This is a genomic window from Bradyrhizobium sp. 190, from assembly GCF_023073415.1.
In the GTDB taxonomy this organism is placed as follows: Bacteria; Pseudomonadota; Alphaproteobacteria; order Rhizobiales; family Xanthobacteraceae; genus Bradyrhizobium.
Map to the genome: position 1 here is coordinate 1 of NZ_JADPJL010000082.1, position 20836 is coordinate 20836.

The 20836-nt window shown below is 57.3% G+C and carries 23 protein-coding genes and 2 pseudogenes; 12 read left to right on the forward strand and 13 right to left on the reverse strand.

The window, feature by feature from the left end; translation table 11 throughout:
• On the reverse strand, window positions 1-699 hold a 699-nt coding region (locus IVB22_RS39145), incomplete at its 3' end, for a porin (protein WP_247522474.1).
• An 815-nt stretch (window positions 700-1514) separates the two neighbouring features.
• Window positions 1515-1709 (reverse strand): hypothetical protein, encoded by a 195-nt coding sequence (locus IVB22_RS39150; protein WP_247522475.1) that lies wholly within the window; start codon window positions 1707-1709, stop codon window positions 1515-1517.
• A gap of 591 nt (window positions 1710-2300) precedes the next feature.
• Here IVB22_RS39150 and IVB22_RS39155 point away from each other — a divergent pair.
• The 4 genes from IVB22_RS39155 (at window position 2301) to IVB22_RS39170 (ending at window position 4130) form a co-directional block, all read left to right on the forward strand.
• Window positions 2301-2528 carry a hypothetical protein gene (locus IVB22_RS39155; protein ID WP_247522476.1) on the forward strand — a complete coding sequence of 76 codons (228 nt, stop codon included), beginning with the start codon at window positions 2301-2303 and terminating at the stop codon, window positions 2526-2528.
• 36 nt (window positions 2529-2564) lie between these two features.
• Complete coding sequence (locus IVB22_RS39160; protein WP_247522477.1) at window positions 2565-2774, forward strand: hypothetical protein; 210 nt, start codon at window positions 2565-2567, stop codon at window positions 2772-2774.
• Between the two features lie 334 nt (window positions 2775-3108).
• Window positions 3109-3807: a Crp/Fnr family transcriptional regulator gene (locus tag IVB22_RS39165; RefSeq protein ID WP_247522478.1), complete on the forward strand. Its 699-nt coding sequence runs from the start codon at window positions 3109-3111 to the stop codon at window positions 3805-3807.
• 77 nt (window positions 3808-3884) lie between these two features.
• The gene (locus tag IVB22_RS39170) at window positions 3885-4130 is read left to right on the forward strand and encodes a hypothetical protein (protein ID WP_247522479.1); all 246 of its coding nucleotides are present in this window, start codon (window positions 3885-3887) and stop codon (window positions 4128-4130) included.
• Between the two features lie 24 nt (window positions 4131-4154).
• On the opposite strand, the gene IVB22_RS39175 is transcribed toward IVB22_RS39170, so the two are convergent.
• Window positions 4155-4325, reverse strand: coding sequence for a DUF3606 domain-containing protein (locus IVB22_RS39175; protein WP_247522480.1), 171 nt, complete (start codon window positions 4323-4325; stop codon window positions 4155-4157).
• Window positions 4326-4583: 258 nt separating this feature from the next.
• Here IVB22_RS39175 and IVB22_RS39180 point away from each other — a divergent pair, with 258 nt between their 5' ends.
• Entirely contained in the window at window positions 4584-4790 is a 207-nt protein-coding gene (locus IVB22_RS39180) for a hypothetical protein (protein ID WP_247522481.1), read from the forward strand.
• 257 nt (window positions 4791-5047) lie between these two features.
• On the opposite strand, the gene IVB22_RS39185 is transcribed toward IVB22_RS39180, so the two are convergent.
• Window positions 5048-5395 (reverse strand): response regulator transcription factor, encoded by a 348-nt coding sequence (locus IVB22_RS39185; protein ID WP_374207852.1) that lies wholly within the window; start codon window positions 5393-5395, stop codon window positions 5048-5050.
• 360 nt (window positions 5396-5755) lie between these two features.
• On the opposite strand from IVB22_RS39185, the gene IVB22_RS39190 reads away from it, so the two are divergent.
• Window positions 5756-6409, forward strand: a complete 654-nt coding sequence (locus IVB22_RS39190; RefSeq protein WP_247522483.1) for a response regulator transcription factor — start codon at window positions 5756-5758, stop codon at window positions 6407-6409.
• A gap of 305 nt (window positions 6410-6714) precedes the next feature.
• Window positions 6715-8145 (forward strand): IS1182 family transposase, encoded by a 1431-nt coding sequence (locus IVB22_RS39195; RefSeq protein ID WP_247522484.1) that lies wholly within the window; start codon window positions 6715-6717, stop codon window positions 8143-8145.
• A 982-nt stretch (window positions 8146-9127) separates the two neighbouring features.
• Here IVB22_RS39195 and IVB22_RS41745 read toward each other — a convergent pair.
• The 3 genes and pseudogenes from IVB22_RS41745 to IVB22_RS39205 all read right to left on the reverse strand — a co-directional run.
• Window positions 9128-9385 (reverse strand): LuxR C-terminal-related transcriptional regulator, encoded by a 258-nt coding sequence (locus tag IVB22_RS41745; RefSeq protein ID WP_308200503.1) that lies wholly within the window; start codon window positions 9383-9385, stop codon window positions 9128-9130.
• A gap of 14 nt (window positions 9386-9399) precedes the next feature.
• Window positions 9400-9801 carry a response regulator gene (locus IVB22_RS41750; protein ID WP_308200504.1) on the reverse strand — a complete coding sequence of 134 codons (402 nt, stop codon included), beginning with the start codon at window positions 9799-9801 and terminating at the stop codon, window positions 9400-9402.
• 747 nt (window positions 9802-10548) lie between these two features.
• Window positions 10549-10659, reverse strand: a pseudogene (locus IVB22_RS39205) (transposase); the annotation flags it as partial.
• Here IVB22_RS39205 and IVB22_RS39210 point away from each other — a divergent pair.
• From IVB22_RS39210 to IVB22_RS39220, 3 genes are all read left to right on the forward strand, one after another.
• Entirely contained in the window at window positions 10628-11236 is a 609-nt protein-coding gene (locus IVB22_RS39210) for a hypothetical protein (protein ID WP_247522597.1), read from the forward strand. The pseudogene IVB22_RS39205 and the gene IVB22_RS39210 overlap by 32 nt on opposite strands.
• Window positions 11212-11457, forward strand: a complete 246-nt coding sequence (locus IVB22_RS39215) for a hypothetical protein (RefSeq protein ID WP_247522485.1) — start codon at window positions 11212-11214, stop codon at window positions 11455-11457. The genes IVB22_RS39210 and IVB22_RS39215 overlap by 25 nt, the downstream gene beginning before the upstream one ends.
• Before the next feature lie 326 nt (window positions 11458-11783).
• Window positions 11784-12452 carry a PEPxxWA-CTERM sorting domain-containing protein gene (locus tag IVB22_RS39220; protein WP_247522486.1) on the forward strand — a complete coding sequence of 223 codons (669 nt, stop codon included), beginning with the start codon at window positions 11784-11786 and terminating at the stop codon, window positions 12450-12452.
• 728 nt (window positions 12453-13180) lie between these two features.
• Here IVB22_RS39220 and IVB22_RS39225 read toward each other — a convergent pair.
• From IVB22_RS39225 to IVB22_RS39245, 5 genes and pseudogenes are all read right to left on the reverse strand, one after another.
• A complete protein-coding gene (locus IVB22_RS39225; protein WP_247522487.1) occupies window positions 13181-13663 on the reverse strand; it encodes a phosphatase PAP2 family protein in 483 nt (160 codons plus the stop codon).
• A gap of 285 nt (window positions 13664-13948) precedes the next feature.
• Window positions 13949-14188, reverse strand: a complete 240-nt coding sequence (locus tag IVB22_RS39230) for a hypothetical protein (RefSeq protein ID WP_247522488.1) — start codon at window positions 14186-14188, stop codon at window positions 13949-13951.
• A gap of 338 nt (window positions 14189-14526) precedes the next feature.
• Window positions 14527-14724 (reverse strand): hypothetical protein, encoded by a 198-nt coding sequence (locus IVB22_RS39235; RefSeq protein WP_247522489.1) that lies wholly within the window; start codon window positions 14722-14724, stop codon window positions 14527-14529.
• Window positions 14725-15627: 903 nt separating this feature from the next.
• Window positions 15628-16712 (reverse strand): annotated as a pseudogene (locus tag IVB22_RS39240) (glycosyltransferase family 4 protein).
• Complete coding sequence (locus IVB22_RS39245; RefSeq protein ID WP_247522490.1) at window positions 16709-16900, reverse strand: hypothetical protein; 192 nt, start codon at window positions 16898-16900, stop codon at window positions 16709-16711. The pseudogene IVB22_RS39240 and the gene IVB22_RS39245 overlap by 4 nt, the downstream one beginning before the upstream one ends.
• 608 nt (window positions 16901-17508) lie before the next feature.
• Here IVB22_RS39245 and IVB22_RS39250 point away from each other — a divergent pair.
• Window positions 17509-18498 (forward strand): alpha/beta fold hydrolase, encoded by a 990-nt coding sequence (locus IVB22_RS39250; RefSeq protein ID WP_247522491.1) that lies wholly within the window; start codon window positions 17509-17511, stop codon window positions 18496-18498.
• Window positions 18499-18732: 234 nt separating this feature from the next.
• Here the strand turns inward: IVB22_RS39250 and IVB22_RS39255 are convergent, their stop codons facing one another.
• Complete coding sequence (locus tag IVB22_RS39255; RefSeq protein WP_247522492.1) at window positions 18733-19278, reverse strand: phasin family protein; 546 nt, start codon at window positions 19276-19278, stop codon at window positions 18733-18735.
• A 1003-nt stretch (window positions 19279-20281) separates the two neighbouring features.
• Between IVB22_RS39255 and IVB22_RS39260 the strand changes: the two genes are divergently transcribed.
• A complete protein-coding gene (locus IVB22_RS39260; RefSeq protein ID WP_247522493.1) occupies window positions 20282-20497 on the forward strand; it encodes a hypothetical protein in 216 nt (71 codons plus the stop codon).
• Window positions 20498-20836: the final 339 nt, after the last annotated feature.

The window sequence follows — 20836 nt, forward strand, 5'->3', positions numbered from 1 at the left end:
GCCCAGGTTCAGCACGGAGGTGCGGTTGAACACGGTCGGATCATCGAGGCCGATGGTGGCCGACACGCCGTTACCGAACTGCGCAGTGTACTGGATGTTGTTGACGCCGGTGACGTAGTCAGGACCGCCCATCAAGAACGAGTTGTTGTTGCCCGGATAGCCGTTCCAAGGCGTCGCGTAGGCCGAAGCCGACTTACCGAAGGTGAAACCAGCGAACTGGATGAACACCATTTCAACCGCGACATAGCCACCGCCCGCGACGTTGAGCGCGTTAGAAGCGCCGCCCGGGAACGCGCCGAGCGCCGACGGGTTGCTCGTGCCAAAGTTGTTGAACTGGAAGTCGCCTTGGCCGAAGGTGCGGACCACGCCGTATTCGGTGGCGGTACGGGTATCAACCGTGATTGCCATACGGGAACGGGACGTGAAGTAATCGCGGTAGCGGTTGCCCTGGCCGCCGTCGCCGGACCAGTACGGACCGCCGTAGATGTTGCCGTTGAACGTGGTGTCGACGCGAACGTAGCCACCCAGCTTGATGCAGGTGTCGGTGCCCGGGATATAGAAGAAACCAGCACCGTACAGGGAGCAGATCCTCACGTACTCGACCGCCTTGGCCTTTACGGGAAGGTCAGCCGCCTGCGCTCCACTCATAGCGAGAAGACCCGCCGCTGAGCAGAGCATAAAGCCCTTAACCATCTTCATGTTAAACCTCCAAGTTGCTCTGTAGGGAAGGTTCCGGATCCGCTGGGTGCATGACACCCTAAGGTTGGTTCCCTTAATCCCCTGAAACCCGCTTAGTCGCTTCGCGCCTTCGGACACTCCCGCATGAACGCGAGGGACTTAAGCGAACCACCTAAAACGGGACGACCTCGGGATGCCCCCCTCCGTCGCAGGACGATAAGAAACGAACAGTTCCGAACAGGCAACAGAAGACAGCCGCAATCGACTCTGGATCGTCCGTTTTATGGGCGCTTGTTGCAAAATTGCCACGTCACTAAATCGTGAGATCATCCGATAAGTGCATGAATTAAAGCGCTTTTTAAGTCTCGATGTACTTGGCGCAAATTGGTGAACTCACGCGCTTCAAACGCTGCCAAGCGGATCAATGCCTCGACCACAGAATCAAAATAGCCCCGACTCATCGAACCTGCGGCATCGAGTTCAAAACTAGAGCGGACAACACAGCCGCGTTCCGAAGGCTCTCTGCGAGCGCAGCATCCGCTACTACCCCGACCTTTGTCACTCGGGACGCTAGATATTTTGCCTAGGCCGAGCACATTGCGGCAATGGCTTAGGTATCCTAGGGCTAAACGTGATCGCCGAAAGCTTCATGCGCCGGGCCTTGCCACTGCGAGGCGCCCCGAAATGGCCTATTCACGCTGGGTGTGATTCTTGGCAGAATTGCGTGCCCTAGGAACCGGAGTTGCGCGAGGTGTGTTGATGCTGGCGCCAGTTAAGCTTTCCGGCCTGGCGCATTGGAATGACGGCTCCAGCCTCCCAGGGTACTGGGGCCGTTTTCATTTAGCCGACGCCGTAGGGCTTGTTGAGAAGTAGTCGCGGTTGCCCGTCGCCGCCTCCGCGTCCTGGTCGATCGCCAACGTGATTGCCTGGACGTGCTGGAAGCAAAGGCCTTCACGCGTCGCCCGCTGGCGCAGTTCAGCGAGTGCGTTGATCCATGGCGAGTTGTCCGCCTTTTCGTCGTGCCATTTCAATTGTGGCAAACCCTGGTTCGAGGCTCCTTCGTGCCCGTCCGGGTGGATGCCCCACTGCGCTAGGCAGTCTAGTGTATGCGTCACGCAGTTAGGTGAACACGCAGCCGTTTGCAGCGAATGGCAATGTGTGCGCGCACCTGAGGTCACAACAAAAGACCCTCCCGTGAAAAAGCCACCACGGGAAGAATTCCCTCGTCCCCCGTTTCCGTGTGAGCCTTTCAAGTGCCCCTTCCCGTGGTAAAGCCACCACGGGAAGAACTCCCTCATCTCCCGTTTCCGAGTGAACCTTTCAAGCCGTGCCCTCCTGTCCCTCGTTAAGAGCGGCAGCTCCGGCACGTCCAAACTGATGCGACCGCTACATTCGGAGAGATGCCCGAAATTATTTGCCCAGGACCGTTTTGACGCCGAGCCAGACCGCGCCACAGAAGCCGGTAACGATCATCGTCAGCAGGTGAGACCCTGCGCCTGCTCGACGCTCTTGCGCCATTTCCGCAGGTGCGCGAGATCCGCGCGCAACGCTAACTGCTCAACCTCGCCGATCCAAGCTACACAGCCTTCCGTGCTTATACGGTGCTGGAGTGAACTTCCGACATGAAGGCGGAAGGCTTCAAGACGATCCAGATCCACTGTGCCGACCCGCCTGATCGAGATCCCCGCCCCCGCCGCCAGCACTATTCCGTGGTGCCGCTGGATGGACTCCCCGATTGGGGCTGGTACGATATCTGCGCACATTTCAAGTTCACGCGGTGCGGCTCAGTTGGCTGGGTCGATCCGCGCCCGAACTGGTCTGAAGTAATAGATTATCAAAGGGGCTTTTAATCGCCCGGGTTATCATTGCTTGTCGAGCTTTGTCGCATGTCTATTTCTGACGAACTGGCCAAACTCATTCCTATTGGCGAAGAAAATGCGGTATCTGGCCTGTTGCTTTGGAAGCAACTGAAGATGTGGTCACCGATGAGTATTAAGCACACTTTGAGGCTGATGGCTCGCGATGGACGGATCGAACGCAAGCAAGTTCAGCGCGACGGACGCGAGACGATCTTATATTTCAGGTCGCGCAGTTGATGATTCACCGCGCGAAAGATAGCGTATTGCATCCGGCGCTATCCAAGCGCAGTCCGTATTATTCAGATGGATTAGCGTGTTCCACCGGACCGCATAACCCTGGATCACATAGTGACCAGCATTCACGCCAGAGTTATATTGCCTCCTGGCCATCAACGGCGATGTAACCACCGCATACGCCATGTGGCGCGCGGCAAAAATTTCCACCGCACGGAAGAGCGTAGAACAGCGAGTGTTTCACTGCCCCATAGCCTAATGGATGATCCCCGCCTTCACGCGTGACAGGCTACTCTTGGCAAGTGCGGTTTTCGTATCAAATTCCTGGAGTGGCAAGATGAACCGTTTTATCGCTTCTCTGCCGGCGGATGCGCGAGAGCTTCTCGAAAAGGACTTGCACGTTGTCCAGCTGAAAAAAGGCGACGTCCTCTACCGGATCGACGAACCGATCACGCATGTATTTTTTCCACATGGAGGACTGGTCTCGCTCGTTGTGCTGATGGAGTCAGGACAAACCGCCGAAGTATCGTTGATCGGCCGTGAGGGGCTGGTCTGCTCCGGCGTTGTTCTGGGTGTCGAGGACGCCATCGATCAGGCAACGGTTGAGGTTGGCAGCCCGGCATCCTGCATCAGCTCGGCATCATTCATCCGCGCATATCATTCCCACGATAAGCTCCGCACCATCGTGAACCGGCACCATGCCATGTTTATCGCCGAGGGACGTCAATCAACCGCCTGCAATGCGGTCCACACCGCCAGCGAACGTCTATGCCGCTGGCTGGCGAACGCCCAGGACCAATCCGGCATGGATGATCTCGAAATTACGCAGGAATTCCTTGCCCGGATGGTGGGAGTTCAGCGAACGACGGTCAACCAGCTTTGCGGCGTTCTGCACGCCGAAGGGATCATCGATACCAGCCGCGGCCATATCCGGATACTGCAACCGGAGGCTTTGCGGAGCCGCGCGTGCGAGTGCTACGGCGTCCTCCGCAAACGCTTCGCAAAGTTATTCCCGGACTGGCGGCCCGACAGCTAAATGCCTCTCTCCCGCGCCCGCAAGATCGCGACCTTCAAGCAGGAACGATCCCGTCACGGCCGAATTTAGGCTTTATGATGAAGCGCTATTATTTCGACTTGCGAAAGGGTGACGATATTGCTCCCGATGACGAGGGCATGGAACTAGCAACCATTGAAGCTGTGCAGGAGGAAGCGGCCCGTGCCCTTGCCGACATGGCCAGGGACGCGGTCCGAAAACATACCGACGGCGCGGGACACCACATGGCAATCGACGTGCGGGACGACGACGGGCCGGTGCTACAAGTTAAGTTCACGTTCGCAATTAACCGGCACAGACATTAGAGGCCGCCTCAGTTGACGCCTCTATCATCGTGAGCCGAGTCCGCGCTCGACCCGCTTGCGGCTGCTGCCAACCTTCTTGATGGCCTTCTTCCTCATCTTCTTACCCGTGAAGCTCACCTCGTAATCCTGCCCACCAGCGACCCGCGCCCGCTCCTGCTTGCGCCCGCGGCTTGACTGCTTCTTTGCCTTTGCCATCCTGCAATACCTCCCATTGCGACTGGCAACGCGTCATGATGTGCCGGGTTCCTGTTCTTTCCGCCGGAACGATTCAGGTCAGATAAATTTAATTCCGCAGTGCGTGGAGTTCATAATGCGTATGTCCTAGTTGGACGCCGTCGATAGTCCCGAACGACAATGATGAGACGGTTTACTTGGTGGCGGATGATCTCGGTCGACTAGACCGCTGGCCCGAAGCCGATTACGAAGCCACCGACATCGAGACGGTCATTAAACATGCTGGCCGGCCAATACAGCAACCCCATCCGCGTCGTCGCCTTCAACACCGCCGAGCGCTGGTCGGAAGATGTTTCCGAAGATGTCGCGCGCGAATTGCGCCGTCGCTGCGATCTGCAGATGCGCGATTTTCCCTCCACGATCTCTGATTTTGTCGAACGGCACGAGGATCGCGATCGGCGTCAGTTGACCCTTCGGCTGGTGTGATCAGACTCGCATTTCGTCTGCGGTTGCTTATTTATCCCGTATGCGAAAGACCGCATTCGAAGTTTTCCCGGCCGGAAGGATTCGGTCTGTGCCAGTTGAATCAGCTTTGTGGCGTGGAGTTTGTTGTGGCGTTTCAGCGCAAGAAGGCGGCGGCGATCGGCGTGGGTAAAGCGGAAGTGGCTCGGACATCGCCAAACCGACGCGATTGACCCAACTCGGACGTGATGACCCGGCGTGCCTTTGCTGCGCCGCGCTGGTTAGGCCACAGCTTTCCCAATGGCATCCAGCAGAATCTGACCAGCGAACGGCTTGCGCAAATAAGCGATGCACCCGGCGTCCATCGCTTCATTGCGCATCGCCTCGTCGTCGTTCGCGGTCATGAAGATGACAGGCCACTTCGATCCTGATGCCGAAAGCCGGCGCTGCAGCTCAATTCCCGAAATTCCTCCGAGATGGATATCAAGCAGCAAACAGGTTGCCGTCTGCACGCTGTCGCTCTCAAGCAACGCCTCGGCCGACGGGAACGTACAGCACTCGATGCCGTGGTGCGACAACAGCCGCGCCACGCTCTTCAGAAGGCCCGCATCGTCATCGACCACAATCACGATGGCCGCGCCATCATATCCGTGTCTAGCCCCCGGAGGTGCACGTGCACTTAGGCCGCCGACCAACCATTGATTTGGATCAATGCAGTCCGCTTCGCGGATGTCACATTGTCGCTAGCACCTCCCAGGGCGCCGCGTCCTGCGGAGCTCTGTGCCATGACATCTATGGGCATAGCATTCCCAGCACCAGCAAGACCGACAAGGTTGAAATTCGACGCATATCAGAACTCCCCAAATGATGGAGCGCGAATATCGAACCCAACGTATGCTGCGCATTGCGACCTTTTAATATGGCCAATCTTCGGCCGGAGAAGACGTTCCATTTTCGCTGGTCTTGCAAGTGGGCCCAGGTGGTCGGCGTTGGCAGAGAACGTTGCAGTTAAAAGCTTCTTAATCGTTGACGATCACGAAATCGTTCGAACCGGGCTGCGTGAGATCATTCAGACCATTTCCGGTTGGATCGTGACTGGAGAAGCGGCAGATGGGCTGCAGGCGATCGACTTAGCGTACGCAACGTCTCCGGACATCATGATCGTCGACTACTCAATGCCATCTATGAACGGCGTGGAGGTTTGCCGCCGTATCCGATCCCACGGTCTCGCGACCCAGATCCTGTTCCTTACGGTGCACGAAAGCGAGGATATCCTGACCCAAGCCGTCTCCGCGGGTGCACGGGGGGTCCTCCTGAAGTCCGACGCCCGAAAGCACCTGATCTCCGCCATTGAGACGTTGCTGGCTGGGGAGCCTTACCTCACCAGCGTTCTTCTAGAAAAGCTGCTCCACAATTATCAACTTAACAAACAAAACAGCACAACTTCGATCCTTACTTCGCGGGAGCAAAGCGTTGTTAAGTTGGTCGCTGAAGGACATTCGAATAGAGTGATCGGTGTGATGCTAAATCTGAGCATAAAGACTGTGGAAACGCATCGCGCAGCGGCCATGCGAAAGCTGGGCCTGTCTTCGACAGCCGAGTTGGTTCGCTATGCCATCCGCGAGAAAATTATATTGCCATGAGCGTGAGAAGCGCGGCGGCTCGCGAAAGTCCCCGTTGATGACCACGCGGTTGAGCTTGGCAAGCCGACCGCTTCATATAACGTTTTGAGCCAGAGCACTGAGGCCCGCCTCAGTTGCGAGTGCCAATCGTTTTCGAGTGTCGCCTATTGGCACCTTTGAGACATGACCGCTTAACCTGAGAATGTCCGTTCACCGGGGTAGACCGGAAGTCGCCGTGGTCCGGTCAAACCGACGCGAATGACCCTGGCTGTGTGAAAACGCGGCTACTTTGCTATGATTCTCTCATGATTCTGCGGGGGAAGCTGATGAGGCGCTTCGTTGAGCAGGCGGATCGTGGGCAGTGTACGCTATTGCCGGAATGCCTCGATGATTTCATTGACGAAAGCAACCCTGTTCGCGTGATCGACGTATTTGTCGATGCGCTCGATTTGGCTGAGATGAGCTTTGAGGGGGTAGAGCCGGCGGCGACTGGTCGGCCATCGTACCACCCCTCGGTTCTGCTCAAGCTTTACATTTACGGCTATCTGAACCGGGTTCAGTCGAGCCGACGGCTCGAACGCGAGGCCGGACGCAATATCGAGGTCATGTGGCTGCTGGGTCGGCTCGCACCTGATCACAAGACGATCGCAGACTTCCGCAAAGACAATGGCCTGGCACTGCGCAAGGTATGTGCTCGCTTCGTTGAACTCTGCCGCGAGATGGGGCTTCTCGCGACGGCGAGCGTCGCCATCGATGGCAGCAAGTTCAAAGCCGTGAACAACCGGGACAAGAACTTCACACGGGCAAAGGTGGAACGGCGGCATGCCCAGCTGGAGGAGAGCGTCGCGCGCTATCTGAGCCAGCTTGACACGGCCGACCGGCAAGAGCCGACGGAGGCACTGGCCGCGAAAGTGACGAGGCTTACCGAGAAACTGACGAAGCTGAAGGAGGAAATGGGCAAACTTGCCGTCTACGAGAAGCAGATGCTTGCTTCGCCTGACCAGCAAATCTCACTAACCGATCCTGACAGCCGTTCGATGGCGACGAGCGGGCGTGGTTCCGGCGTCGTCGGCTACAATGTGCAGGTCGCCGTGGATACCGGGCATCATCTGATTGTGACGCATGAGGTAACGAACAGTGGCTCAGATCGGGCTCAACTGGCCAATATGGCCAAGGCAGTTCTCAAGACCGAGACGCTCGAGGCCGTTGCCGATCGCGGCTACTTCAGCAGCCTGGAAATCCTCGCGTGTCACGAGGCCGGCATCACGGTAACTCTGCCCAAGCCGCAGACGTCGGGTGCCAAGTCAGATGGCCGCTTCGGCAAGCAGGACTTTGTCTATTTGCCTGAGGAGGACGCCTATCGCTGTCCAGCCGGGGAACAACTGCCATATCGCTTTACGAGTGAGGAGGACGGCAAGCGGCTACGGCGCTATTGGACCACAGCCTGTCAAGGTTGTTCGATTAAATCGCAGTGCACGACCGGGCCAGAGCGGCGGATACCACGATGGGAGCATGAGCATCTGCTCGAAGCGGTGCAGCAGCGCCTTGATGCCACGCCCCAAGCCATGCGCCTGCGTCGCGAGACGGTCGAGCATCCGTTCGGCACGATGAAGGCTCGCATGGGGGCGACACACTTCCTCACCAAAACGCTTCCAAAAGTAGCCACCGAGATGGCTCTCTCGGTCCTGGCCTACAACCTGACACGGGTCATGAACATCGTCGGGACCAAGCCACTGATGGCTGCGATCGTGGCCTGAGACCTACCAGTCCTGGCTTCTCACCACCTTCCTTGGGAAGGATGTTTTTACACGGCCAAGACCCGAAGCAGACATCAGGGCCGGAAGCCGCCTGCTGCGCCGTGCACTGGCGTTTTCCGATATTTCCCGGTAACGTTGCGTCGCGACATGGGGCCGACTGGAAGTGCGTGCGTGTCCTACTGGGAATGGTTCAAGCTGGTTGTCACCGCAATTCTGATCTCATGCGCTATGACGGCCGTCGCCTACGCATTTTGGTTCGCCATAAACTAAGGTCGTCTCAGGTCTGACAGCTACCGCGAAACCGGCTCGGGCGGCATGTAGGGGTATGGTGTACCGAGCTTGACGGGAGGATACTTCCAACTCGGCGATGATCCTCACAGCCAGGATCGGCGACCCAGGAGTTGTAAGCCGCAATGCGCCTGTTCACGTAGCGCTCCAATGCCATTCGCGTTGCTGCCGTCATGCCGACTCGAGACTTCGGATTGGTGAATTCCCTTTTGCTGAAACTTCGTGTGCTATCGCTCCGGCCGAGACCAAGGATAGGCTAGTTTCGCCAACTGCGTGTAGGCCTTGTTCGTGAGGGACAGACTTACAAGTCCCCAGCCATCGCTCACCGCGGTTCGCCGAACAAAGCCCTTCCTTTCTAGAAGCCTCGACTGCGTCATGACGAAGGTCGGATTAACGTGCAGCATTGTAGCAACTGCCATCACGGGCGCTCCCTCGCCTTGGTCGAGCTCTTGCAGAGCTACGATGATCATCCATTGTGGGCCATGGATGCCTAGAACCTTAGCCCAGTAGTTACGAACCTCTTCCAAGTTCATAGTGATGATCCCCGAATTAGATCGCCATGCTACTTCTCATCCTTCACAATCGATGCATCATGCAGAAGGTGGTTCGCCTTCCGATCATAGTCGCGTTCTGCAACGATCGACCGCAAGTCGCCGTGGTCCGGCCAAAGCGACGCGAATAACCCAAACCGGACTTATCCCGTCGAAGCCTCATCAGGTGTGGATCGCGGCGCTGCATGTGCACTCAAAAAGCTCAAACGTTCGGCCGCAATTAAGAGTTCAGCCAAGGACCGGGCCTCCATTTTTTCCATCACGTCGTGACGATGGGCCTTGATGGTGCGTACTGTCGCACCAAGTTGATGAGCGATCTGCTTGTTTTGCTTTCCCCGGACTACAAGCTCAAAGACTTGTCTCTGGCGCGGCGTCAACGTCAAAAAGCGAGCGCGGAACACGTCGTTATCGCCCTTTAGCTCTCGCGAAGTCCTGTGGCGAGCAATCGCTCGTTCGATCGTGCGGAGCAGTTGGTCAGAATTGATTGGCTTGACCAGAAAATCTTCCGCACCGGCTTGATCGTATTCACGGTGGTGGGAATGTCTGGATAGCCGGTGAGAAACAGTATTGGCAGCGTCGCTCCGAGCTCCCTTAACCGCCCCTGCAGTTCCGGTCCGCTCAGGCCCGGCAGTCGAACATCAAGGATTATGCAGCCAAGCCCGCTATAATCCGATAAGTCGTTCAATAGTTGCTCGGCGCTGGAATAAGTTGCGACGATGTAACCCGCCGTCCTTAGCCGTCGCTCCAGCGCGGTTCGAAATGACGGATCATCATCAACGACGTGAACTGTGCTCTCCACAACGTCAGCGTCGAGCATCCAATTCACCCATTTCAAAACGCCCGGACGCACGGTCCCCGATTCTAACAAGGCTATTTGCTTGTCGGGTCTCTGTGAATGCGCATTATATTATGCCCGCCATGCCTTTGCAGTTAGGCTGTGGAAAGCTCTCACCCATTCCCGCGTCGAGGTCAGGTCGCATCTCTCACCCGTTTGGGTGACGTTCAGAGGCGGAACTTCTGCTGTTGTGAAGGTTTTCGGATGCCGGCCCACGATGATGGCGCCGCGCACTCCGGGGCCGGCGTCCGCAAACCTCCAAGGGAGGAAACCGCGGGACGTCGGGGCGAAGTGGCGCGTCAGGTGCTATGGGGATTTCGTCGCTGGCGGTGTGTGTCGGAGGTTCGTTGAACGCGTTTTGCGGACGCGATCGAGTAGGTTGGCGAGCTTGATCGAACGACCACGATGGGCAGAACCGGCATTGAGCAGAGATTTGTTGAGGAAGCCGGAGCCCAAGCGGCCCTGACGGCGAGCGATTTGGCGGCCAGTCGAGAGCCGGCGCAATTGATACGCAGGTTTGTGAGTTTGCCGCGCACCGCCGCGATCATGACGTGTCGATCCTGATCACGATTGGGGATGCCGCCGGCCGATAGCGCCGGCGAGGAGCCGCGTTCGAACGTCTAACACGGGTGCGCGGTCGGCTTGGGCTCGTTGGCCTCGGCGCCGTTGGTATCTGCGGCCTCGGACTGTGGCACGGCGAGCAGTTGGCGCGCCCGGGCGATGTTGTCGGCGCATGCCGCTGGCGAACAGGCCGTAGTGGCGGATGCGGTGGAAGCCACGTGGTAGGACGTGGATCAGGAAGCGGCGGATGAACTCGGCGGTTGAGAATGTCATGACCTTTTGGCCGATCGCGACCATCGGCTCGGGCGGGTTGGGATGTCGGAAAAGTGCCATTGGACTAAACCGCTCGCGCGGTAGCGCGCTGCGGCCGGCGGCACAGCCAACACGTCCACATGATCGTGCCGGGCGGCGGCAGCGGAAGCCGTTCGTTGTTGAGTCCACAGCCACGCTCGCCGGCGATTCGAACGAGCTCGGAGAAGGCAAAGAGCCAGCTACTGCCGACGTCGAGGGCGTGCGCCGCCTCCTCGAAGGCGAGGTGCTGCCGTGGTTCGAGAACAGGCGGAAGAATTGGCCAACCGGGCCGTTGATCCGCGACCCGGCATTCGGCGACGCTCTCGATCCTAACAAGCTGGAGCGGCTTGGACGCTACGAGGTCCACCTCGACCGCAAGCTCGAACGAATGCTCACCATGCTGCTGCGGCTCAAGCACCTGCGGCGTACTACCGTCAAGCCGCTAGGAATAGGCTGTGCTGCGTGGAACACCCAAGATCATTGCCTGAGTAAAATTATTGCCCTGGTCCGCCCGGTTCGAGGATCCCATCGTCTTGCCCGGTGGCCGGGAAGCTGCTCACGCTGAAGGACGCGGCCGACTACATTACGAAGCTGCCGAAGAAGGAATCCGACTTGCCGGAATGGCAAACGGCAATCGACGTCTTGCTGTTATGCAGCCGCAGCGGTCCGACGATGATGGCGCGGATCGGCGTCATGAAGGCGCTGAACCGTCATGTCGAACGGGTGTTCAATCCCGAGCGGAAAGAGACCCATTGGGGGAAACGGAAGCTCAAGAGGGACGAATGACTGTTTGGGTATACGTCGACACGAGCAAGGAGGTTGGCGACAAAGATCACCTGAAAGTTTTCGCCGATGAGGATGCAGCGCATAGATGGTTTCAGGAGAACGACTCGGAAGGCGTTGCATTCGAGTATGAAGTTCTGGAGTGAACCGCGATAATGTTGCGGTTGCGATCTCCTTTAGGTGCCGACCGCGAATTCACGATCCCCGTAGTTCTGCGGAGAACAGACCTCACCCAAATGGGTGAATGGGCCCCCATGGTGATGGCAGCACCTAGCATTGACATTCCTTCGACCGTCAAAGCAAATGGGCCTTTGTATAAGGGGGATGCTATGAGAATTGCGCTCACCGCCCTTCTAGGGTCTCTTCTGACACTTTCGCCTGCAAATGCCGCCATCGTCAGCTACGGCTTCACTGGTGTGGTCAGCTTTCAAGGGTATAGTAATTACAATAGTCCGGTTGGATCTACTTTTTCCGTTGAATTTTCCTATGACGCAGCGGTTGCGCCAACGGCGGTTTTTCCGAATGTCGATGGATCCGGCGCACTGTATCCGGCGCTGCTAAGTTTTTCCGTACAGTTTCAAGGGGTCTCTGCATCTTACACAGGCGCGAGCGGCGCCAGTGTGTACGTGCAGAACCAATCTCCCTTCTCTTCATTCGCAAATGACGTCTTCCAGATAAATGTGGGAAACAGTTCGGAAATAACCGCGAGCCCAGTAATCGGCCTACCCTATATGACGTCAATGAGAATCTACCTCTCAGATGTGACCAGCCAAGGGCTAAGCTCAAGTAGCTTGCCAACCTCGTTTAACCTCGCGGACTTCGGTGACACGCGAGTTATCCTCGACTCCTTCGGGATACAACTACAGGGGCAACTCACTACCTTAACCCAGGTAGGCGCCGTCCCCGAGCCCTCTACCTGGGCGATGATGATCCTTGGCTTTGCTGGCGTTGGCTGCATGACGTATCGCCGACGCAAGGTCGCAGCACTCGCTGCCTGATCAGATCAAGATCAAGAATACAGAGACCGCCTTCGGGCGGTCTTTTTGTTTAGAGGATATTGCTAATCGTTCGTCGCGTGAGGCAGCCGTCCTGCGGGCATTAGGCGTGGCCTTTGAGTACGAGGTTCTGGAATAAACAGGGATGATTGGAACTTTTGCGAGCTGAGAGAGTCGGGAACGGGCTTCCGGTTTTTTCAGCCCCCAAGCCCCAAACCGGGAGAAGGCGGCCCCAGCTTTCTTTCCAGTAGCTGGGGCCGTTGCCTTTTCAGAAGCCGCCGGCTGCGAAAACAATCGCCGTAAATGTGAAACAGTTCACAGACGGTCCGAGTTTGGCTGCCCTAACATTGTGCCATTCACTTCCATCCGGTCATTCACTTATTCTTCCTTGCAAATCGCCCGGCCAAAAGCCGGGCTTTGCATTTCAACCCTTGTGCCCGGCTTTCGGAACGTAGCCTGACGGGTGTCCTCAGCGGCGGGAACGAAAGAGGCTGCAACTTGGTCTCCTTTTCCGAATGAACCAAATCCGCAATCGCTTAGGAGACAAGATGCATTCATCGCCACCCTGGAAATGGGCAATCTTCCTCTTCATAGCTTTGTGCTGCGGCATCTACGTTTGGACGCTCCAATAGCTCTGAATGTCGAGGATGCACTCTGCAGCTCCTCGGATGCCGGCCATGAGGGACTGATGACGATCTACCGTACCCGCATGCAGGAGCAGATCGACCTTATCAGTTCAAGCGAGCTTCCGGTCGTGTGGCGCCTGGACTAGCCACCTTTCGCAATTGACCGTATCCGGTCGCAAGCCGAATGAAGCGCTCCAGCGCAACGCCCAGTGCAAACCCGGCAGCGACATCGCTCACCCAATGCGCAAGTAACACCACGCGCGTTGCCACCAAAAAGAAGACACCTGCCCACACCGAATTGCGCTGCGTTGGGGGCAGCACCGTGGCGGCAGACGCGAGCGCTCCCGCGTGCAACGTATGGCCTGACGGAAATGCGTCGTATTTCTTTCCGGAGAACGGCACACCATGGAGGTGTCCCTCGATCGTCAACCGGTCCGGACGCTCCTGATCGACGAATTTTTTGATGATGTGCGGAAGAATGGCCGCACTCACGGTCGTCATCAGAATGTGGTCACTTTGGCGTCGGGTAATGGCGTCTTTGTTGCGGCAATACATCCACCAACCCAGCGCAAGTACCGTATCCCGCATGGGGACCACCTGCCAAGCTACGTTCCGAAGGTCGCGCGCCCTTCTCACGGGAAGCTCAAAGCACGTTTTGCCTGGAAATTTAGGCTTTCGAGGGCGGTCGACCGATGCGGCCATCGCTACCGCGATCTCCATCGGGCTTGCGGGCATCGGCCTGCTCGTTTTTCTGTCCTTCATCGGGTGACTGTAGCAGCGCGCCCCTTGGAGGTCGTCGCTAGGCGCGTCGCCAGGAGCCGTCCCTGCTCGAGCTGCGTCGGCCCCGGTATCGTTCGGGCGGAGGAAGCGGCCTTATTGCTTTCGTTTGATTACGAACGCGAACTTGACCTCCATCACCGGTCCATACAGGTCGCGCACTTCGATTGCCATTTGTTGGGTTTGCACACCGTCCGAGCGCATCCCGTCCCAAGCGATACCAGCTAGAGATCGCGCAGCCTCATCCTGCGCGGCCCCAATGTCGCGTAGCTCCATACCCTCTTCATCGACAACGAGTTCGTCTCCATCGCGGACATCGAAGTAATAAATAGCCATGTCAGCGCTCTCTAAAGCGGGCGCAAACGTCTCGGTCACCGATTCTTTGTCGAAGTGAAAATGAGATATGGTCGGCGCACTCAGTTAGGCAACTGTAAGCCAGAAAGCCTTAATCTGCGCACTGTGTGAGTTCGCCAATCATCTCCAAAAGTGCTTCTTTTTCAGGGGCGTTTCTACCGCTCGATAGAAATTGTGTGAGCTCCATCCTTGTGATCATCGCGCCAGATGGAACGTTTGCTTCATGCTGAACGAAGATAGCGCCCTCCTCGCGGCAAAGCCACCAGCTATCACCGTTTTCGCTTTGGTAGATCTTGCGATGTTGCCCTGGAGACATAAGGCTAAACCCTCACACTGGGCAACCGCAGTAATTCGGTCACTTCATATGCGGCCTCGACTTGGATAGCTTTTCTCTCGACTTCATCACGCAGACGTCCATGCGGAAGCGTTCGCGCCTGTTCGCGCAGACGCATAGCTTCTCCGGCAAGACGCTCTTCCAAGGGTCGGGTTTGTTTGAAACGGCGACGCTTAATAACCATGCGCTGCTCCGTTAGAGAAGGCGGGAGCGCAAATGGGCGTTCTCATCACCGATAACTGCCACAGTACCTTGCGGTGATGGCAAGAAGTGTGAGCCTGCTAGACCCTGCCGGATACAACAAAAGTTAGACTGCCCAAGCACTATTTTCAGCAAGGCGAATCTGGCGCACTTACTCAACTATCGCCTGTGGATCAAAGTGCTCAGATGGCGGCAGCTACTAACGTAGTATGCACTTTGCCACGATCCGCCCCCGCTCCTCGTGCGCCGCCCGCGGTATCGTTCGGGCGGATGGGGAGCACCTTCCGGCTGGTCGTAATGGATGCACATCAGGCCGAGCCGTCTGCGCCGTGCGAACTCCAATCGTGGTTTGGATCGAGCCCGATGTTTCGACCATCGTTCGATTTCTTTTTTTGATACCAGCCGATCGCGTCGTGGCCGGCTTCGGTGCTCTCTGTGGGAAGTGACGTCTGTGCGGTCTCAATTCGAGACTTTGCCGCGCCGGCACCTCGGTTCGGAATCTCCAGGACATCAAAGAGCGGGCTAAGGCAGCCTAGCGCCAGAAAAGTGCAGGATGATCAAATCCACCGGCGCTATACCCGCCGTAACCACGCCCGCAAAGCCAACTGCTGCTGGTGCAAAGGATGAGCCGCTAAGCAAGGAAGTGGCGGAGTTGGCTTCGGGCTCGTCGCCAGCATTGCTCAACACCGGCGCCGGATAGTGGCGTAATCTCGCGCCTCGCGGCTGCTTGATCGAATGCACTGCACGGATGCGCGCTGGTTGGAGCCCCCCGCGGCAGGTTAATCCTAAGGGTGAGGAACGCGTTTCAGAAAATCGCGTTGCCTCATGTACTTGATGCGGTGGCCGGTCTTCCGGTTGAGCTGATGCCGGGCTTCCGAGCCAGCGGCTAGGCCGGAGCCGCGCTCTCTTCACCCGCAGGCAACCCTTGTCTGCGGTATTCGGCGGACCCGCCGTTCACCACCGATTGGTAATGCGAGACGTAGTCTGCGGCCATCCGCCGTGCAGTGAAGCGCTTCTCGAACCCCTCGCGCACGCGCACGCGATCGAGTTCGCCCAGCCGGTTCACGGCTTGAACAGCCTGCTCTTCGTCATCGACCACAAAACCGGTGACGCCTTCATCGACCACCTCGGGGACCGAGCCGGAGCGAAACGCGATGACGGGTGTGCCACACGCCATTGATTCGATCATGACCAGGCCAAACGGTTCGGGCCAATCGATGGGAAAGAGGAGCGCAGCGGCTCCGGCAAGAAACCCTTGCTTGGCGTGGTCGTTGACTTCCCCGATAAGCCGGATCTGCTTTCCGTCAACTTTTGGCTCAATACACTCTCTGAAGTAGGTCGTTTCGCCCCGCGGTACCTTTGCAGCAATTTGAAGGGGCATGCCAACGGATCTAGCAATGCGTATCGCCGGCTCTGGTCCCTTTTCGGCCGTCAACCTGCCAAGGAATGCTAGATAGGAGCCTGGTTCAAAGGAAGGCCGAAATAGGTCCTCCGGCAGCCCGTGATAAACGGTGCCGATCCAATTCGCTTCCGGCAGCGGGATACGCTGATTTTCCGAGATCGACACGAAAGCTGCCATAGGAAACCGGCGGATTACGTCCGGGAAGAGCGGGAAATCCAAGCGGCCATGGCAGGTGGTCAGAAAAGGGACGCCAAGTCTGCTTAGCAACGGCAGGTGCAGCCAACCGATAGGCGCGTGGATTAAGTCGAAGTCATTCGCCCTAAAGGCGACTTCCTCGATGAGCGCTGCTTGAATAGCCCTGGGGTCGGTGCGCGGACGATCGAGACGAAGTGCCCGGGGACAAACTGGAATGAGCTCCGCACCAGTCACGGAATCTCCGCTCGCAAAAAGCGTTACTTCATGGCCCAGATTGAGGAGCTCATCGACCATCCATGCGACGACCCGCTCTGTGCCCCCGTAAAGTTAGGGGGTACACTTTCGGCTAGAGGAGCAACCTGCGCAATTCTCATCGGCGCTCCGTTGCCGCAGCCGGGTCATAGCCCGCTGGCGATTGTATGAGTGTTATTTTGAGATCGATCGAGCCTTTGACGAGCTGCTTCGCTGATTGGGCTTCGATGAAAAGGTGCGAGGCGACCAGCAAAACAGCGGCAAATGCCACGACCAAACCGGCGGTCGCTAATTCCGCACCTTCATCCATTTCGCCACCTCCTCCTATTTTGGGCAAACGCCCAACGAAACACTGAGTTCCATAAGAGCGGGAAAAAGTGGCAATTGACCTACCAGCGGCGACTTTGGTCGACAAACATGTTGCTTCAGCAAGCAACGCAGCAGCGGTCGGTTAGTCGGTATTCAGACCGCGGAAAGCACGCCCGTAGCCGAATGAAGACCGATTTGCCTTTGTAAAGCATCGAAGCGCTTACCGATCACAGTACGAAAGGGAAGCACCTGAACGATGCCAAGCACCGGTCTTATAATCGGCATCACTGTAGCGATCATCCTGTGCGTCTGGCCAAGTGTCAGGCGGGCGACAAAGCGAAATTCACAAAGCAGCCTTGACTAAGATCAACTCAGGTCACCTAGCCTTCGGGTAGTTGAGCGCCCGCAAGGTAAACTCAAGGGGAATGCCGGAGTAGCAAGTTGAACAAGCGCTGGCAATCTTCGCATGCTGCTCACGGATATTTTCGGCGGCACGCCGGCCTCTTTCGCGATCCCAAGGTCGCTTAGGAACGACAGCAAAGTGTGGAGGTTATGTCGCAGACTGGCTCTTCTGCCGCAATTCGGCCGGCTGCTTGCGAGGCACCGCGAATGTCTACTGCTGAAACCGTGTTCGTCGTCGTTGTGGGCTTTGTCCTTCTTTTGGTCATAGGGAACATCGTGTTCTCGTTCATGGCTGAACTGAAGAACCCGCCTATTGGCAGTTTCGTGGAGTGCGACGGAGTGCGCCTCCACTACGTTGAGCGTGGTGAGCACGCGGCTCCGTGCGTAGTCCTGTTTCATGGCAATGGCTCGATGATTCAGGATTTCATCATCAGCGGACTTGTGGACCGTCTTGCTCGCCACAACCGGGTTCTATGCTTTGATCGGCCTGGCTTCGGATACAGTCAACGGCCCCGCGCGCGCATCTGGACTGCGACATCCCAGGCGGCGCTGTTCGTGAAGGCCCTTAATCAGCTCGGCGTGCGCGATCCTATCGTGCTGGGCCACTCATGGGGTGCGTTGGTCGCTGTCGCCATCGGACTGCAGAGTAACTACCTCATCGGTGGCCTGGTGCTTGCCTCCGGTTACTACTTTCCGACGCGGCGGTGGGACTTTTGGATGATGTCAGGTCCAGCGGTACCGGTGTTGGGTGATATGATGCGCTACACGGTCGCGCCAGTCATCTCATGGCTCATGGTGCCGGCGGTGATACGCAAGCTTTTTGCACCCCGCTCTGTCCCGGCGAACTTCAAGGATAGCTTTCCAGTCTCCCTGACGCTCCGGCCGAAGCAACTGAGGGCGGCCGCGGAGGAAAGTGCGTTTCTCATTCCGGAGGCGGCGCGGCTGCAGTCTCACTATTCAAGCATTCGGTGCCCGGTCTATATTTTCCACGGAACAGGGGACCAGCTGATCGAACCCGAACAGGCTCGACGTCTACATAAAGTTCTCAGCCGCTCCGACCTGCACCTCGTGAATAATTCCGGGCACATGGTGACTTATGCCGACGGTGGCACCATCGCTCAGGCCGTCGATTGCCTGAATGTTTTTCTCGAGCAGCCGTTGCGGACCATTGAGGATGGAGAACAGAATCGGCCGTAAAAATCACCTTGGTTGAGGAAATCCTGCGTTACGGTATTCGCGTTTGTTGCGCTGATCACAAGTGCAGCCATTCAGTTATCATCATCGCGGAGCGATGGGCCGATAGCGCAAGGCTCTCCGACATTGAGCCTATCTTTATTTGCAAGGTATGCGGCGGCGCCGAGATCAAGCCCGGATCACCGGGACCAGGATATGGAAAAAGCGACCCCTAATGCTGCGAGGGTGATCGGGGCGTCACGTCATGCGCACTACACCGTCAGGTGTTGAGCCGCTCCGCGCGGCAGCTGTGAGTGCAGCAATTTCGTTCGAATGCTTCCTGAACATGTCGATCCGCCGTCTTGTAAATTCCGCAGTCAAGTCGAAAAATTCGAATGGTGACCTGATTCTCGCAAGCCTCTGGTTGAATTCAAAAGCAAATCGCATGTTGGTTTGTGCCATTTCCAGAAGCTTCGCTTGAGAAGCCAGCATGTTTGCCGTCGCTAAAGAAAAATCAAACCCTTCCGTCTGACCGAAGCGATCTCGTAAGACAGCCATCCGATTCTCAGCGATGGGAGCCATTTGTTTCTCAACGCTGGAAGCCTCTTGTTTCTCAACAATGGGAGCCTTTTGTTTTGAATCATCATGAAGCTCAAGAGGCGATTCAATCGGGCCAGCGGCAACAGAGCGCAGCAGCTCGTCTTTAGCGCTTCTAACAATGTCCTGCTTGTTCCGGTGGGCCCGCGCAGCTATTTTAGGGCTGTGGGCGCGTTTTGACGCCTTGGCTGGTTTACGCTTACTCATCTGACGCTCCAAAGGTCGGTCATTTCTAAAAAGACAACACGCCTTGTGATCCAGCGTTCCTAACGCGGATTATGGATGGAGCCGCTTGCCTACTCGATCCAGATCAAATCGGAACCTGATGCTCGCTACACCTTCGGGGATCGGTGCCCATGGCAAGAAGCTCTCCGGTACCGCGCCGGCAATGAGCGCCGGCGCGGATTCGGTCTTCGACTGCGATGCGGCTGGCGCCCTCCCCCGGAGTCTCCGCGCCAGTCACTGAAAGCCCGTCAACGCCGGTGAGGAAAGGAGCCGGGACCAGCGACGATGGCATCTTAGGAACGATTCCACTTTGCAGGAGTCAGCGTTTTGATTTCGGCCAGCAGCCCCCGGCCGGAAGCAGCCCGTTCTCACGAGGGTTGGCGGCTCTGGCCGTTGTGACATCGTCGGGGCCGCTCTCGTGCATCTTCAGCGTTCGCCGCGCCATATCGCGTCGAGGTATTCGTCGTCGTGGTGCCGATGAACCGGCAGATAGCCGAGTTGGTACCAGGGCGATGCTCCCGGCACTAATTGGTCAAAGCTTACTGACGGCCCCGACGCTCCACGGGGCCGTTCTTTGTTGTTAGGACCATATCCGCTTTGCAGGTCAGCGTTTTTGCTTTCGGCTTGAAACCGGCTGGGAGCCAACCCTTTTCAGTCCCCAAGGATTGGCGATTCTGGCGTTTATAGCGAGCGTCAGGGGCCGCTCCCGGGCTGAAGGAGAACTAGTCCCATAAAAGCGCAAGTATGGTCAGGACCACTGGGGCCAGACCCATCGCCACCACGCCCGCAATGAAAAGCCATTCCCGCACCAACAGACGATACAGGGATAGCACGGATTCGGATCTGCCAACTTTGCCGGCCTCTACCCGATTGCGGCACCGTAGTTCTGCGGGTTAGGAACTAACATTTGTTATGCGGTGAAGGCGCTTCATGCGATGTTCCAAAAGATTCCGAATTGACTCTACGCAGAACCGGCCTTCACGCTATGCGCGACCTTTTCTCTGTGACCGATGATGATCTCGCAAGTGCCGAGGTGTGCGCGCGGTTCGCGCCGCCGGAAAAGCCCCTGCTTCGGCCCAACCACGTCATCGGCGAGCGCATGCTGTGCCCGCACGCCATTCAGTTCCCGCCGGAGCTGGCGCAGTATCCGAACAAAGTCTGCGTCGAGTACGCTCTCGAGGTGGCATGTCTGCTCAATTGACGTCGCGGCTGGCGTCCCTTCCCCGTTCACAATGTTGTTGTGCGACAAATAAGAACCTTCCCGAGCTGTATTTATTTCAATCGCAGGGCGAAGGCACTTCGTGCGGATACTCCGCACGTTCAATCAAATAAGGGTAGACATGCGAGCGAGCCGAATTTTCCTGAGCACTACAATAGCGATCGGTTGCGGCATCACCGTCCAGAGCGCCGCGTATTCGCAAGAGTATCGGGGGACGTGGGAACAACAGCAGGCCTGCACGCCCGACGTTTGGCGGCTATGCAGCGCGCAAATCCCCGATACGAACAGGATCGTGGCATGCTTACGGCGAAATACTCCGCA